Annotated in this window: 11 protein-coding genes; 1 reads left to right on the top strand and 10 read right to left on the bottom strand. The window is 68.7% G+C overall.

The genetic code is table 11. From position 1 onward, the window contains the following. Positions 1-60: 60 nt before the first annotated feature. From J2851_RS06150 to J2851_RS06140, 3 genes are read right to left on the bottom strand one after another with little or no spacing between them, the layout of a single operon-like run. Entirely contained in the window at positions 61-1014 is a 954-nt protein-coding gene (locus tag J2851_RS06150; RefSeq protein WP_209764981.1) for a substrate-binding domain-containing protein, read from the bottom strand. A gap of 30 nt (positions 1015-1044) precedes the next feature. Continuing rightward, on the bottom strand, positions 1045-2049 hold the full coding sequence (locus J2851_RS06145; protein ID WP_209764980.1) for an ABC transporter permease: 1005 nt from the start codon (positions 2047-2049) through the stop codon (positions 1045-1047). Further along, on the bottom strand, positions 2027-3559 hold the full coding sequence (locus tag J2851_RS06140) for a sugar ABC transporter ATP-binding protein (RefSeq protein WP_209764979.1): 1533 nt from the start codon (positions 3557-3559) through the stop codon (positions 2027-2029). The genes J2851_RS06145 and J2851_RS06140 overlap by 23 nt, the downstream gene beginning before the upstream one ends. 195 nt (positions 3560-3754) lie before the next feature. Here J2851_RS06140 and J2851_RS06135 point away from each other — a divergent pair, with 195 nt between their 5' ends. Further along, positions 3755-4933 carry an ROK family transcriptional regulator gene (locus J2851_RS06135; protein ID WP_209764978.1) on the top strand — a complete coding sequence of 393 codons (1179 nt, stop codon included), beginning with the start codon at positions 3755-3757 and terminating at the stop codon, positions 4931-4933. A 143-nt stretch (positions 4934-5076) separates the two neighbouring features. Here J2851_RS06135 and J2851_RS06130 read toward each other — a convergent pair whose 3' ends face one another. From J2851_RS06130 to J2851_RS06100, 7 genes are all read right to left on the bottom strand, one after another. After that, entirely contained in the window at positions 5077-6720 is a 1644-nt protein-coding gene (locus J2851_RS06130) for an arylsulfatase (protein WP_246500442.1), read from the bottom strand. A 32-nt stretch (positions 6721-6752) separates the two neighbouring features. Continuing rightward, positions 6753-7676, bottom strand: coding sequence for a formylglycine-generating enzyme family protein (locus J2851_RS06125; RefSeq protein ID WP_281415988.1), 924 nt, complete (start codon positions 7674-7676; stop codon positions 6753-6755). Between the two features lie 428 nt (positions 7677-8104). Further along, complete coding sequence (locus tag J2851_RS06120; RefSeq protein WP_307419069.1) at positions 8105-8809, bottom strand: GDSL-type esterase/lipase family protein; 705 nt, start codon at positions 8807-8809, stop codon at positions 8105-8107. Next, on the bottom strand, positions 8806-10029 hold the full coding sequence (locus J2851_RS06115; RefSeq protein WP_307419067.1) for a hypothetical protein: 1224 nt from the start codon (positions 10027-10029) through the stop codon (positions 8806-8808). The genes J2851_RS06120 and J2851_RS06115 overlap by 4 nt, the downstream gene beginning before the upstream one ends. Before the next feature lie 192 nt (positions 10030-10221). Then, positions 10222-13395 (bottom strand): efflux RND transporter permease subunit, encoded by a 3174-nt coding sequence (locus J2851_RS06110; RefSeq protein WP_209764975.1) that lies wholly within the window; start codon positions 13393-13395, stop codon positions 10222-10224. Then, a complete protein-coding gene (locus J2851_RS06105; protein ID WP_209764974.1) occupies positions 13392-14621 on the bottom strand; it encodes an efflux RND transporter periplasmic adaptor subunit in 1230 nt (409 codons plus the stop codon). Before J2851_RS06105 ends, J2851_RS06110 begins: the two co-directional genes overlap by 4 nt. Positions 14622-14789: 168 nt before the next feature. Beyond that, positions 14790-15719: a DMT family transporter gene (locus J2851_RS06100; protein WP_209764973.1), complete on the bottom strand. Its 930-nt coding sequence runs from the start codon at positions 15717-15719 to the stop codon at positions 14790-14792. Positions 15720-15741 lie beyond the last annotated feature (22 nt).

Raw genomic sequence — 15741 nt, 5'->3', positions numbered from 1 at the left:
CCCCTCACCCTCCCGCTTCGCGGGTCCCTCCCTCTCCCCAGAGGGGAGAGGGGTAGAATGCTAGAACGGCGAGTCCGGGTAGTAGTATTTCGACGCGTTCTCCGGCGTCACCAGCGTCGCCTCGATGATGTATTCCTTCTTGATCGGGGCCTTTTCCACCAGATGCTTGGCGGTGATCTCCATGGCTTCGGCGATCATGCCCGGCGGATACAGGACATCGGCGGGGACCAGCGGGTCCTTGTCCATGACGCGCTTGATCATGTCCTTCATGCCGGCGCCGCCGAGGATGAACATTTCCTTCTCGCGGCCGGCCTGCTTCACCGCCTCGATCACGCCGAGCGCGATGTCGTCGTCCTGCGCCCAGACGGCGTCGATCTTCGGGAAGCGGGACAGGAAGTCCTGCATCACCTTGTAGCCGTCGTCGCGGTTCCAGTTGGCGTACTGCATGCCCAGGACCTTGATCTGGCTGCCCTTGATCTCCTCCTGGAAGGCGTCGACGCGCTGGTTGTCGATCACGGTGGGAATCCCGCGCAGCACCACGATGTCGCCCTTGCCGCCCAGCTTCTGCTTGATGTACTGGGCGGAGACCTTGCCCATCTCCGGGTTGTTGCCGGCGACGTAGAGGTCCTGGATGGACGGGTCGGTCAGGCCGCGGTCGACCACCGTCACGAACTTGCCGGCCTGCTTCACCGCGCGCACCGGGTCGGTCATGGGGGCGGACTCAAACGGCAGGATCACCAGCGCGTCGATGTTGCGGACGGAGACGAGGTCTTCCAGGTCGTTGGCCTGCCGGCCGACGTCGCGGGCGGTGACCAGCACCACCTCCAGCGTCGGGTACTGCTTCTCCAGCTTCGCCTTGGCCTGCTGGGCGTGCCAGTTCAGGCCGCCGGCCCAGCCGTGCGTCGCGGCGGGGATTGAGACGCCCATCTTGACCTTCTGCTGCGCCCAGCCGGTGGCCGGCGCCATCAGCACACCGGCGACCAGCGCCGCCGCCAAACCCAGTGTGAGCTTCATCGCCTGTGTTCCTCCCATTGGTGGTTCTTGTCAGCGCTTGGACGCGGTCCCCCGTTGCAGGAGCACCGCGACGATGATGATGGCGCCCTGGATCGCGCCGTTGAGGTAGACGCTGATCGCCCCGGTCAGGTTGAGGATGTTGTCGATCAGCGTCAGCATGACCGCACCCACCACCGTGCCCCAGATGCGTCCATGGCCGCCCTTCAGCATGGTGCCGCCGATGATCACCGCGGCGATGGCCTCCAGCTCCCACAGCACGCCGGTGGTGGCCGAGGCGGAGCCCAGGCGCGGCACGTAGAGCACCACGGCGATCGCCACGCACAGCCCCTGCAGCACGAAGGCGAGCAGCCGCACCCGGTCCACGTCGATGGCGGAGTAGCGCGCCACCTCGTCGTTGGAGCCGATGGCGGCGCAGTAGCGGCCGAAACGCGTGCGGTAGAGGATGACGGCGCCGATCAGCGCGACCGCGGCGAAGACCCAAACCGGCGTTGGGATGCCGAACAGCCCGCCGTAATAGACCGGCCGGTAGACCGCCCGCATGCCGGAGTTCAGCGACAGCGTCCCGCCGTCGGCCAGGTAGGTGACCAGCGAGCGGAAGATGCCCATGGTGCCGAGCGTCACGATGAAGGCCTCGATCCGCCCCTTGGTCACCAGCAGCCCGTTGACCAGCCCGGCGACGAGGCCGAGCCCGACCGCGACCAGCATGCCGACCAGCACCACCGGCCAGCCGGCGCCCATCGGCCCGACCAGCGCGTTCATCACCACGATCATCACGCCGGCCGTGAAGGCGGCGAGCGAGCCGACCGACAGGTCGATGCCGCCGGTGGTGATGACGAAGGTGGCGCCCACCGCGATGATTCCGGTGAAGGCGGTGCGGGTCAGCACGTTGGCGAGGTTGGCCGGGCTGAGGAAGACCGGGTTCACCAGCGTGCCCAGCACGATCAGCCCGGCCAGCGCCAGGAACGGCCCCCACAGTTTCAGGTCGAAGCCGGCGGACGGCTTGCGCGCCAGCTCAGGCATGGAGGACTGGGTCATGGGATATCCCCTTCAGGCCTTTCAGGCCCGTGGCGTAGCGGACGATTTCGGCCTCAACGATGTCGTCGCCGGACAGCGTGCCGGTGACGGCGCCCGACCGCATGACGACGACGCGGTGCGACAGGCCGATGATTTCCGGCATCTCCGACGAGATGACGATGATGGAGGCGCCGCGGCGGGCGAGGTCGTGGAGGAAGCGGTAGATCTGCTGCTTCGTGCCGATGTCGATGCCGCGCGTCGGCTCGTCCACGATCAGGATTTGCGGGGCCACCTGCATGGTCTTGGCGAGCAGCAGCTTCTGCTGGTTGCCGCCGCTGAGGCTGCCGACCAGCGCGTCCGGGCTCTTCAGGCGGATGTCGAATTCCTCGATGGCGCGGTCGAGCGCCATGGCCTCCTTCCGCTCGTCGATGAAGACGCGGCCGTAGCGCTCCAACGCCAGCAGGGTCAGGTTCGGGCGCAGACCCTTGCCGACCAGCAGCCCCTTGCCCTTGCGGTCTTCCGTCAGGTAGGCGATGCCGGCTTTCGCGGCGTCGGCGACGGTGCGGACGCGCAGCGGCTGCCCGTCGCGGCGGATGGCGCCGGCGCTCCGATGGCGCAGGCCCATCAGGCCCTCCATCAGCTCCGTCCGGCCGGCGCCGACGAGGCCGGCGAAGCCCAGGATCTCGCCCCGGCGCAGCTGGAAGGAGGCGTCGCGCACCCAGCCGGGGACGGACAGCCCCTCCACCTCCAGCACCACCGGCGCGTCGGGCGGGGGCGGTTCCTTGGGCGGAAACAGGTCGGACATGGGGCGGCCGACCATCAGCTGCGCGATGTCGTCGTGGCCGAGCAGCTCGGCCGGGTGCGTCCCGATGCGGCGGCCGTCGCGCAGCACGGTGATCCGGTCGGAGATCGCCTTCACCTCGTCCAGCTTGTGCGAGATGTAGACGACGCCGACGCCCTGCGCGGTCAGGCGGCGGATCAGGCGGAACAGCACCTCCGTCTCCGCACCCGTCAGCACGGCGGTCGGCTCGTCCATGATCAGGACGCGCACGGAGCGGGACACGGCCTTGGCGATCTCCACCATCTGCCGTTCGGAGACGGACAGGTCGCGGATGCGCGCGTCGGGATCGACCGGGCAGTTCAGCTCCGCCAGCGCCGCCCGCGCGCGTTCGCGCATCGCCGGCTTGTCGAGGAAGAATCCCCGCCGGATCTCGCGGCCAAGCGAGATGTTCTCCTCCACCGTCAGGTGTTCGGCGAGGTTGAATTCCTGGTGGATCAGGACGATGCCCAGCGCCTCCGCCGGGCCGCTGCCGGAGAGGTGGACCGGTTCGCCGTCCACGCGGATCGTGCCCGCGCTGGGCGGCTGATAGCCGGCGAGGATCTTCATCAGCGTCGATTTGCCCGCGCCGTTCTCGCCCACAAGGGCGTGGACCTCGCCGGGGCGGACGTCGAAGTCCACCCCGAACAGGACCTGGACCGGCCCGAAGCTCTTCGCGACGCCGTCGGCCACCAAAACTGGTTGGCTGCTCATGGCGCGTCTTCCGTCCCTGTGGGCGGCTCTTTGGTGGCGTGTCCGCCTTGGCCGCTTGAACGTTGCGGTCTTTTTGATAGACCGTCTAACGAAATGCACGCTACCCTAGGGTCCACGGGCCGTCAACACGGACTCATGGGAATAGGCTTTTTGGGGTAGAACCGCCGCCAGAGCGGGAAAAGGGGGGAGGTGGGCATGGCGCCACGGGTGAACTCGGCCGCGATCCGGCGTCTCAACGTCATCCGGGTGTTCCACGCGCTGCGCGAGAACCCCAACGCCTCGCAGGCGGAGCTTGGCCGGCTGACGGGGCTGGACAAGGCGACGACCTCGGCGGTGGTGACGCAGCTGCTCGACGACGGGCTGGTGGAACGGACGGAGGGGCCGCGCGCCCGGCGAATCGGGCGGCCGGAAACGGCGCTGGTCATCGCGCCCTCGGCCGGTCTGCTGGTCGGCGCTCGGCTGGAGCCGCGGACGATCCGCATCGTCACCACCACGCTCGCCGGCACGGTGCTGGAGCATGTGCAGATCCCCGGCAGCACGGACATCGGCACGGCGGCGGACCTGCTGCACCAGGGCATCGACCGGGCCGTGGCGGCGAGCGGTGAGGGGTTGACCGTGCGCGGCGTTGGGGTCGGCATTCCGGCGCTGATGGACCGGGAGGGGCGGCTGGTGCTGGCCCCGAACCTCGGCTGGCGCGACACGCCGATCCGCGCCCGGCTGGAGGCGGCGCTGGGCGCGCCCGTCTACATCGACAACGACACCAAGGCGGCGGCGATGGCGGAGCGGCTGTTCGGCGTCTGCCGCGACGTGGAGGACTTCGTCTACCTGACCGGCCATTCCGGCGTCGGCGGCGGGCTGTTCCTGGGCGGGCGGCTCTACCGCGGCGCCCAGGGCTTCGCAGGCGAGGTCGGGCACGTCACGGTGGTGCCGGACGGCCGCCCCTGCGGCTGCGGCAAGCGCGGCTGCCTGGAAACCTACGTGTCGGAATCCGCCATCCTCGCCCAGGCGGCGGAGCGCGGACGGGACCTGCCGGACCTCGCCGCCGTCACCGCGGCGGCGCGGGACGGCGACCCGGTGGTGACCGCCCTGCTGGACGAGGTGGGGGAGCGGCTGGGCGTCGCCCTGTCGCACATGGTCAACCTGATGAACCCGGCGCTGGCGGTGCTGGGCGGCAACCTGTCCGTGGCCGCCGACGTCTTCCTGCCGGCGCTGAACCGGGCGCTGGAGCGCCACGCGCTGGAACCGCTGCGGCGCGACCTGCGGCTGGTGGTGTCGCCGCTCGGACCGGACGCGGTGCCGATGGGCGGCATCGCGCTGGCGATGGAAGGCTTCCTGTCGGCGCCAATGCCGGTGGAAGAGTTGCTGCGCCGTTAAGCGTACCGAATGGATGCAAGCGCCGCAACACAGGTGCGACGGCGCTCGAATGGCAGCCGATCAGCGGCAAACCCGGCCGCCACCCGACATGGATGACGACCGGGGTGCCGTGCCGGGGTGCCGTGCCGGGGTGCCGTGGTTGATCATTGCGCCGCGCGCAGTCTCGCCTCGATCTTGGTCAGGTTGAAGGACCCCGGGCTCTGGCTTGGCGGAAAGTCCTTCAGACTCTGGAGGAACTGCGCCGCGAGGCCCTGGATCGGCACGAGGACGAAGGCGCGGTCGATAAACCAGTCGTTGTAGGTGTTGGCGTTGTGCTGCGCCTTCTCGAAGGGATCGCGCCGCAGGTGGAACAACAGCGGCACGCGCAGTTCGGTGAAGGGCTCACGCCAGACGCCGAAGGCTTCGCCGCGGTTTTCCAGGAACACCACCTTCCAATCCTCGTACCGGGCAGCCACGATTTGCCCGTCGTCGTTGACGTACCAGAATTCCTTGCGCGGCGATTCCTTGGTTTTACCGCTCAAGTAATCCAGCATGTTGTAGCCGTCCAGATGCGCCCGGTATGGCCGGCCCGCGAAGCTGTCGCCCTTCAGCAGGCGCTCCTTGGCGTCCGGCATCCCGGCGGCGGCCAGGAAGGTCACCATCCAGTCCTCGTGGGCGACGATGCCGTTGAGCGTCTCGCCCTGGAGAAAGTGGCCGGGCCAGCGAACGAAGGCCGGCACGCGGTACGCACCCTCCCAGTTGGAGTTCTTCTCGCTGCGGAAGGGGGTGGTGCCGGCGTCGGGCCAGGTGTTGTAGTGCGGGCCGTTGTCGGTCGAATAGAGGACGATGGTGTTGTCGGCGATGCCGAGATCGTCGAGCGTCTTGAGGAACCTCCCGACCATGGCGTCGTGCTCGACCATGCCGTCGCTGTACTCGTCCTGGCCGGACCTGCCGCGGTTTGCGTCCTTGACGTGCGTGCGGAAATGCATGCGCGTGGCGTTCCACCAGCAGAAAAACGGTTTCCCGGCCTTCACCTGGCGATCGATGAAGTCGAGCGCGGCCGCCGAGGTCTCCTCGTCGATGGTCTCCATGCGCTTTCGGGTGAGGGGGCCGGTATCCTCGATCGGGCCGTCGGCGGTCGCCTTGATGACGCCGCGTGGACCGAAGCGCTTCCGGAACTCGGGATTCTTCGGGTAATCGATGTTCTCGGGCTCCTCTTCCGCGTTAAGATGGTAGAGGTTGCCGAAGAATTCGTCGAAGCCGTGCGCGGTCGGCAGGTGCTCGTCGCGATCGCCGAAGTGGTTCTTGCCGAATTGCCCTGTCGCATAGCCCTGGGCCTTCAGCAGCGCGGCGATGGTCGGATCGCTCGTCTGCCAGCCTTCCTTGGCGCCGGGGAGGCCGACCTTGGTCATGCCGGTCCGCACAGGCACCGTTCCTCCCAGGAAGGCCGCGCGGCCGGCGGTGCAACTCTGCTGGCCGTAATAGTCGGTGAAGGCCACGCCTTCCCGCGCGATCCGGTCGATGTTGGGCGTGCGGTAGCCCATCGCCCCGCGGCTGTTGTGGCTGATGTTCCAGGTGCCGATGTCGTCCCCCCAGATGACCAGGATGTTCGGCCGTTGGCCGGCGGGTTGCCCATCGGGTGGTGCGGGTTGCGGCGGGGCCGATGCGGGCTGGCCCGATGCATCGGGACCCACCGCGGACACCGCGAGCATCGCCGTGCCCGCAAGCAGGACGTTGCGCCGGCTCGGGTTCCTCCCATCAGGGGTTTTCGGGGGCGCCTGATACCGGGAATGCTCCTCGCTGCTCATCACCTTCCTCCACCGTTGTTCGAGGCCGGCATTCACGGGGCGGTCGTGGTCCGGACGACGCACCGGAAGCCGACGTGACTCATGGACGTGTCGATCGGCTCCGGTTGGCGGGCGGCCGGGCGGTAGCGGCGGCAATAGCTCGGGGCGCACAGGTGCGAGCCGCCCTTCACCACCTTGCGCGGTATCCGGATCGCCGGCTGACCTGGGTCATGGCTCGCCTCCTCGCGCCCGCCGCGCGGGTTCTGCGGAATGCAGCAAGGCTTGGCCGCGGCGGCCGGATGCCCCGGCTCGTACCAGTCGGATGTCCATTCCCATACGTTGCCGATCATGTCGTACAAGCCGTAGCCGTTCGGCGGGTAGGCCATGACCGGCGATGTCCGCTCGTACCCGTCCTCGCGCGTGTTCCGGTGCGGGAAGGCGCCCTGCCAGGTGTTGGCCATGTGCCGACCGCCGGGCGTGAGTTCGTCGCCCCAGGCGAACTCGGCGCCATCGAGGCCGCCGCGGGCCGCGTATTCCCATTCGGCTTCCGTCGGCAGGCTCTTGCCGGCCCAGGCCGCATAGGCGTCCGCGTCGGCATAGGCGACATGCACCACCGGATGATCCTCCAGGCCCCGGATCGAGGAGTCCCGCCCGTAAGGACGCCGCCAGCTGGCGCCGAAGGTGAACGTCCACCATCGGCGCAGGTCGTCCAGCGGAACCGGATGAGGCGGCGGGCTGAAGACGAGGGACCCGGCCTTGAGCATGTGCGGCAGGGCGCCAGGGTAGTCCCTGGGGTCCGGCGGCCGCTCCGCCACGGTGATGTGGCCCGTGGCCTCGACGAAGCGCCGGAACTGACGGTTGGTGACCGGTGTCCGGTCGATCCAGAAGCCATCCATGCTCACCCGGTGGACCGGCGCCTCCTCCGGATAATGTCTTTCGGAGCCCATGCGGAATGTGCCACCAGCAATCCACACCATTCCGGAATCCGGAGAGGGCCTGCGAGAGGGGTGGACCGTCGGTCGCGGGGTGACAGCGGCCATGGCAGGCAATCCCCCAAAAATCAGGCGAAGGTAGGATTGTTGCGCAAGGCAAGATAAATTTCCTGGCCAAAAATGGGAGCCGTCACACTGTATTTGGGCGATCGGCCCCCACTTTCACGATGGGTATGTACCCTGATATTCGGTATAATCTTTCGGCATTCCGTATCTTTATGCCGGAATGTTGATTTGATCATTTCACCAGTGCACAAGACATTTTGCCATCCACTGTGCCATGTCAATGTCGGCCGGCCAAAAGTCTGTTGAATCGCCGACGCCGCACAGGCTGCCAAACCGGCGAAGCAGCAAACCGCCAAAGCTCACGATCACAGCGGGAGTTCGCGTCCGATAATTGCAGGCTGCCGCAGTTAAGAGCAGGGGGCCTGCTGCTGGGCGCGCCGCACGGCGTCGGTCACCAGTTCATAGCCGGTGCGGGTCAGGTGGACGGAGTCCTTGTAGAGGTCGCAGGGGCCGGTCGCTGGGCAGCGCTCCCGAAGCGGGGCGGACGCGTCGATGACGCGCACGCGGGGCGAGGCCATGCTGCGCAGGCGGTCGTTGATCGCCCGGATCTTGGTGGCGTAGGCAGTCCCGCCGTCGCGGCGGGGCAGCAGGGCGACCACGGTGACGCAGGCCCGGGGGGCGTCGGCGCGGATGGTGGACAGGATGTCGCCGATGGTGCCGGCGATGGCCTCGGGCGCGCGTTTCGGCAGGTCGTTGGTGCCGACCAGCAGCAGGGCGGAGCGGAGCGCCATGCCCCGGCCGAAGGCGGTCCGCACGCGCCAGAGCAGGTTGGCCGTCGTGTCGCCGCCGGCCCCGAAATTCACCGGCTCGGCGTCGAACAGCGTGCCGGCAAGATCCTTCGGCCAGCCCGCGACCAGGGAGTCGCCCATCAGGATCGCCGGCGGGTCGCGCTGCCGCAGCGTGCCGATCAGCGTGCTCATCCAGTCGGGATAGGGCGGCTGGCTGCGCGGCTCGACCGGCACGTCGGCGGGGTCCGCAAGGGCGACGCCGGCGGGAAGCGCCGCGAGTCCGGCGCCGAGCAGGAGCAGGGCGGCGCGGACGGAACGGTTCACGCGGCCACGGCGCGGGCCGCCATGAGGTCGAGCTTGGGCGCGGGCAAATCTGGATGGAGGCCGGGCGGCGTCAGGTCGACGACCGCCCGCTCCCCGGTTTGCAGCGCCCGGGCCGCGTTCACGGTGATGGTGATGGTCAGGGGCTGGCCGCCGACGGGGCAGAGCAGGGCGATCTCCCCGGCCCGGCCGGGCTGGGCCTGAAGCTCCTCCTCCGCGACCAGCGTTCCGTCGTCCTTGTGGATGTGAACGGACAGGCGCAGGGGGACGGAATCCGACACCGGGCACCTTGCGGTGGCGGAGAGCTGGAAGGGCCCCGGCGGGTACACGCCGGTCCAGCGCAGGGCGTTGCCCGGACGGTCCGGGTTCGGCCCGTGGAGGCGGAAGTTGTCGCCGAACACGCGGCACCACTGGTTCCCGTTCAGCAGCCGGGCCATGCCGGCGCGCAGGTCGCCCATGATGGGCTTGTTCAGATCCTGCGACGCGTCGATCGGGAAGGCGAGCTGGATTCCACCGTCCACGGACTCGACATGGAGGTCGGCGAGGCGCCGGGACCAGTCGGGGCAGGGGTACAGGTGCCGGGCGCCGTCCATGATGCGCGTCCAGGCCTCGGCGTCCACGTCGTCCGCCTTCTGATAGGCGGCGAAGCGCGAGACGTAGCCGCGGAGCCTTTGCGGCCCGCGCCGTTCGACGGTGCCGATCCGCGCCGGATCGTCGGACGCCTGGACCTCCAGCAGGGCGAAGTCCGTGTGCCCGGCCAGCGCGGTCAGTTCGTCGAGGATGCCGTCCACGGTGTCCGGCGCGATCCCGCCGTTCGACTTGAGGACGTAGATGACTCCTCCCAGTCGCAGGCGGGCGGCGAACTTGGACAGGAGGTATTGCAGCTTGCGCACCTCCTTGCGGTGCAGCTTGCGCCGCGTGGCCTCGTCGTCCCGGTAGTGGAGCCGCCCGCTGGCGACCTCCGACTTCAGGTCCGTGTGCCAGCCGATGCCGTAGGGGGCGTCCAGCACCATGTTGGTGCGCAGCGGGGCCAGATTCTCGAACCGGTAGAAGTCGGTGAAATTCGCCCGCAGCAGGCTGAGCAGCTGGTCGGGCTTCATCGCCGCCCAACGGAACAGGCTGCCCGCCTCGCAGGCGTGCCGGCGCAGGACGAACCCGAACTCGCAGTTGTCGCCAAGGCTTTCGAACCGAAGCAGTTCGGAAGAGGTGAATGAAGAGGTCACGGACATCCCCCGTTGCGGCCACGCCGACAGGGTAAGCCGGAATCGCCGCCCCGCGCGCGCCGTCGCGGGCGGGGCGCGATTTTATCACCGCGAAGTGCGGGGATCTTCCGACGATTTCGAAGCGATTTTCAAGATGAAAGGTCTTCCGTATTTCCCTCTCCCCTCCGGGAAGAGGGATGGCGGCAACTGGATTCACTCGCCCGGTGCCGGGGCGTGATCCCGCTTGGCCGGCGCGGCCTGTTGCCGGCCGCTGACCAGCCGGCGGATGGTCACGTAGAACACCGGGGTGAGGAACAGGCCGAAGAAGGTGACGCCCAGCATACCGGCGAACACCGCGGTGCCCAGCGCCTGGCGCATCTCCGCCCCCGGCCCGGTGGCGATGACCAGCGGCAGCACGCCCAGAATGAAGGCGAAGGCCGTCATCAGGATCGGGCGCAGGCGCAGCCGGCAGGCCTCCACCACCGCGTCCACGGTGGACCGCCCCTCCGCCTCCAGCTGGCGGGCGAACTCCACGATCAGGATGGCGTTCTTGGCGGCCAGCCCGATCAGCACGATCAGGCCGACCTGCACCAGGATGTTGTTGTCCAGCCCGCGGATCGACACGCCGACCATCGCCGACAGCACGCTCATCGGCACGATCAGGATGATGGCGAGCGGCAACGACCAGCTCTCGTACTGCGCCGCCAGCGCCAGGAAGGCGAACAGCACCGCCAGCGCGAAGATGTAGATGGCCGTGTTGCCGGTCTGGCTCTGCTGGAAGGCCAGCTCCGTCCATTCGAAGGACACGCCGGGCGGCACCGTGTCCCGCGTCAGCCCGGCCATGGTCTCCAGCGCCTGTCCCGACGACACGCCGGGGGCCGCGTTGCCCTGCAGGGGCACCGACGGGTACATGTTGTAGCGCTGGACGAGGTCCGGCCCGGCCACGTCCACGATGTTGACCAGTGTGCCCAGCGGCACCAGCGCGCCGTTGGCGCTGCGCACCTTCAGCCGCTCGATGTCCTCCCGGTCCATGCGGTAGGCCTGGTCGGCCTGGGCACGCACCTGGTAGACGCGGCCGAAGGCGTTGAAGTCGTTGACGTAGGCCGACCCCAGGTTGACCTGCAACGCCTCGAACACGTTGGCGATCGGCACGTTCAGCATCTGCGCCTTGACGCGGTCGATCTCCAGGTACAGCTGCGGCGCGTTGCCGGTGAAGGTGGTGAAGACGCCGACCAGCCCCGGCGTGCCCTGCGCCTTGCCCATCACCTCGTAGGCCGACGCGAGCAGGGCGCGCACCCCGATGCCGCCGCGGTCCTCCAGCTGCAACTTGAAGCCGCCGGAATTGCCGATGCCCGGCACCGCCGGCGGCGGGATGGCGATGATGAAGGCCTCCTGGATCGACTGGAGCCGGCCGTACAGGTTCCCGATGATGGCGCTCGCCGGCAGGTGGTTGTGCACCCGCTCCTCAAAGGGCTCGAAGCTCGCGAAGATGACGCCGGAGTTGGTGGCGTTGGTGAAGGTGGCGCCGGAGAAGCCGGCGAAGGCCACCGCGTTCCGCACGCCGGGCGTCTCCTTGATGATCTCCGACGCGCGGCGCACCACCGCGTCGGTGCGCGACAGGGCGGAGCCGTCCGGCAGCTGGACCACCACGATGGCGTAGCCGCGGTCGAGCTGCGGGATGAAGCCGGTCGGCACGCTGGTCGTCAAATACACGGTCCCGGCCATCAGCAGGACATAGACCCCCAGCATGATCCCCTTGCGCCGCACCAGGAAGCGCGTGGAGCCGGCGTAGCCGTTGCCCATGCGGTCGAAGCCGCGGTTGAAGCGATCCGCGAACCAGCCCAGGAACCGCGCCGGCCCGCGCCGCTCGTGGTGCTCCTGGTGCGGCTTCAGCAGGATGGCGCCCAGCGCCGGCGACAGCGTCAGGGAGTTGAAGGCCGACAGCAGCGTGGCGACCGCGATGGTCAGCGCGAACTGCTTGTAGAACTGGCCGGAGATGCCGGGGATGAAGGCGGTGGGGATGAAGACCGCCGACAGAACGATGGCGATGGCGATGACGGCGGTGCCGACCTCGTCCATCGTCTCATGCGCGGCGTCGCGCGGCGACAGTCCCTGGGCGATGTTGCGCTCGATGTTCTCCACCACCACGATGGCGTCGTCCACCACGATGCCGATGGCGAGCACCAGCCCGAACAGGGTCAGCACGTTCAGCGTGAAGCCAAGCGCCGCCATCACCGCGAAGGTGCCGATCAGCGACACCGGGATCGCCAGGATCGGGATCAGGGAGGCGCGCCAGCTCTGCAGGAAGATCAGCACGACCAGCGCCACCAGGGCCACCGCCTCGTACAGCGTCTTGTAGACCTCCGCCACGGATTCGCTGATGAACTCCGTCGGGTTGTAGACGATGCGGTAGTCGATCCCCTTGGGGAAGTCGCGCTTCAGCTCCTCCATCTTCGCGATGATCTCCTGGGACGCGGCGAGCGCGTTCGTCCCCGGCCGCTGGAAGATGGCCAGCGCCACCGCCGGCTGGCCGTTCAGGTAGCTGTTGGTGATGTACTCCCGCGCCCCCATCTCCACCCGCGCCACGTCCTGCACGCGGATCAGCCGCCCGTCGGGGGTGGACTTCACGATGACGTTGCGGAACTGGCGCAGGTCGTCGAAGCGTCCCTGGGTCGTCACCGTGAACTGAAAGGCGTTGTCGCTCGGTGCCGGCTCCTGCCCCAGCGCGCCGCCGGACACCTGGACGTTCTGCTCCTGCAACGCCTTCACGACGTCGCCGCCGGTCAGGCCCAGCGTCGCCATCCTTTCCGGATCCAGCCAGACGCGCAGCGAGTATTCGCGCGACCCGAAGACCGTCAGGTCGCCGACGCCGTCCAGCCGGAGCAGGGAATCGCGCACCCGCAGCAGCGCGTAGTTGGAGATGTAGAGCTGGTCGTAGCCCGGCTCCGTCGCCAGCATGTGCACGACCATCATCAGGTCGGGCGAGCTTTTGCGCGTGGTGATGCCCAGCCGCCGCACCTCCTCCGGCAGGCGGGGGGTGGCGATGGCGACGCGGTTCTGCACCAGCACCTGCGCGGTGTCGAGGTCGGTGCCCAGCTTGAAGGTGATGGTCAGCGCCATGGCGCCGTCGCCGGTGGAGTAGGAGGACATGTAGAGCATGTTCTCCACCCCGTTGATCTCCTGCTCCAGCGGGGTCGCCACGGTGTTGGACACCGTCTCCGCGTTGGCGCCGGGGTAGGAGGCGCGCACCACGATGGTCGGCGGCGCGATGCTCGGGTACTCCGACACCGGCAGGGCGGTGTAGGCGATCATGCCGACGATCACGATGACGATCGACACCACCGAGGCGAAGATCGGCCGGTCAACGAAGAAATGCGCGAACCTCATGGGGCGGCTCCGCTGGCCGTCTTGCTTCCTTGGCTCTCGCCGCCTTCCTTCACCGTGGTTCCCGGACCGGCGCCGCCGTTGCCATTGCCGTTACCAGCAGTCCGCGTGGGCGGCAGGGTCGTCGGCTGCGGCGCGATCTTGGCGCCGGGCCGGATGCGCTGGATGCCGTTGACCACGATGGTCTCGCTGCCGGTCAGCCCCTGGCGGACCACGCGGTACCCGTCGATGCGCGGGCCCGGCCGCACCACCTGCTGGTGCAGGGACCCGTCCTCGGCCACCACATAGACGAAGCGGCGGTCCTGGTCGGCGCCGATCGCCTCGTCCGGGATCAGCACGCCCTGGTAGGCCTCGCTGCCGGGGATGCTGATGCGGCCGAACATGCCCGGCGTGTAGCGCATGTCCTTGTTGTCCAGGATCGCCCGGACGCGCATGGTGCCGGTCGCTTCGTCGATGCGGTTGTCGATGAAGTCCAGCTTGCCGTCGCGCGGCGCCTCGCGGCCGTCGCCGAGCGAGACGGTGACCGGCGGGGAGGTCGCCCCCTCCGTGTTCTGGCCCTGCCGCACATAGGCGTCGTAGCTGCGCTCGTCGACGTCGAAGTAGAAATAGATGGGGTCGATCGCCACGACGGTGGTCAGCAAGGTGGCGTTGGCGTTGATCAGGTTGCCCTCGGTCACCAGCTTGCGCCCGATGCGGCCGGAGATGGGCGACTTGATCTGCGTGAACTCCAGGTCCAGCCGGGCCTTCTCCAGCGCCGCACGGGCGCCGTTCAGCTCGGCCTGCCCGGCCAGGAAGTTCTGGCGGTTCTCGTCCAGCTTGCTCTCCGGCGCGTTGCCGGAGCGGGCCAGCCGTTCGGTGCGGTCCAGTTCCTGCCGCGCGAAGTCCAGCCGGGTCTGCGCCGCGCTCACCTCCGCGTTCGCCTGGGTGAAAGCCGCCTCGTAGGGACGGCGGTCGATCACGAACAGCATGTCGCCGGCCTTGACCAGCGCGCCGTCGGTGAAGTTCACCGACGCGAGGTAGCCGCCGACGCGCGCCCGGATCTCAACGGCGGCGACGGCGTCGAAGCGGCCGGTGAAATCGTCCCGCTCGGTGATCGTCTTCACCACCGGCTTGGCGACGGTCACCGGGGCGGGCGGCGGGGCGGCGGGTTTGGAAGAGGCCTGCTGCTGGCAGGCGGCCAGTGCCAGCGCGGCGCCCAGCAGCGGCCAATGGGATAGGCGTCGTCGCAAGGCGGCCGTTCGCCGGAAGGAGCCGTGGAGTCCCGAAAGGCTGTCTGCCATGTCTCCCCCTGGCGGCTCCGCGACGGCCGCTGCGATGTTTCACCGCTTATGCAACAATCTTTCTCATACCCTCCCCATCACTAAGCCGAACATCATGCGAAGGTATAGGCAGACGGATCAGGACGCCCGTTGCGGTTCGGGAACCGGTCCGGCGGCGGCCGGTTCGCGGCGGTCGCCGACCAGGACGACCAGCAGGACCGCTCCGACGATCAGCGCCAGCGCCACATAGGTGCGCAGCGGCGGCGTCTCGCCCAGCAGCAGGATGGCGCCGCTGACCCCGATGACCGGCACGATGAGGGAACTCACCGTGGCCTGCGCCACGCTCATCCGCTTCAGGATGGCAAACCACAGCAGATAGCCGCCGGCCATGGAGATCAGCAGGTGGAAGGCGAGCGCCACCGCCACGCGTGGTTCCAGCGCCAGGGTGGGCGCTGGCTCCAGCGCCAGCGCGATGGGCAGCGTCACCGGCACCGACAGGGCGAACTGCCAGCCGATGACCGCCGCCGGGCCGATGGTCCAGCGGGTCCGCTTCAGCACCATGCTGCCGAGCGCCCAGCTCAGGGCCGCGCCCAGCATGAAGGCGGGGCCGAGCGGCAGGGCCCCCAGCCGCGCCAGGTCCGGCCCCAGCAGCACGCCCAGCCCCGCCAGACCGCACAGCAGCCCCAGCCACTGCCGCCGGCCCGGCCGCTCCCCCAGCAGCGGGATGGCCAGCAGCGTTCCCCAGGCCGGCATCGTGTAGGCGATGATGGCAGCACCCGAGGTCGCCATGTTCAACTGCCCGAAGGTGGCCAGGATGTTGAATCCCGCGATGTTCAGCATCGCCGCCGTAACCAGCGGCAGCCGCTCCCCGCGCGGCACGGCCAGGGATTCGCCGCGCCAGTGGGCGAGGGCGAACAGCTCCGCCGCCGCGACCACGAAGCTGATGCTGCGCATTGTCCAGGGCGGGATCTGGGAGAGCACGATTTTGACGGCGGGCCAGTTGAGGCCCCAGGCGACGCTGATCATGGCGACGAGCGCCAAGTCCAGCGCCCGGGCGCGGCTGATCATCGGGAGTTGCTTTCGGTCAGGA

This window comes from Azospirillum rugosum (assembly GCF_017876155.1).
Lineage (GTDB): Bacteria > Pseudomonadota > Alphaproteobacteria > Azospirillales > Azospirillaceae > Azospirillum > Azospirillum rugosum.
The sequence above is the reverse complement of the archived record's forward strand: the minus strand, read 5'-3'. Positions and strand labels throughout refer to the sequence as shown.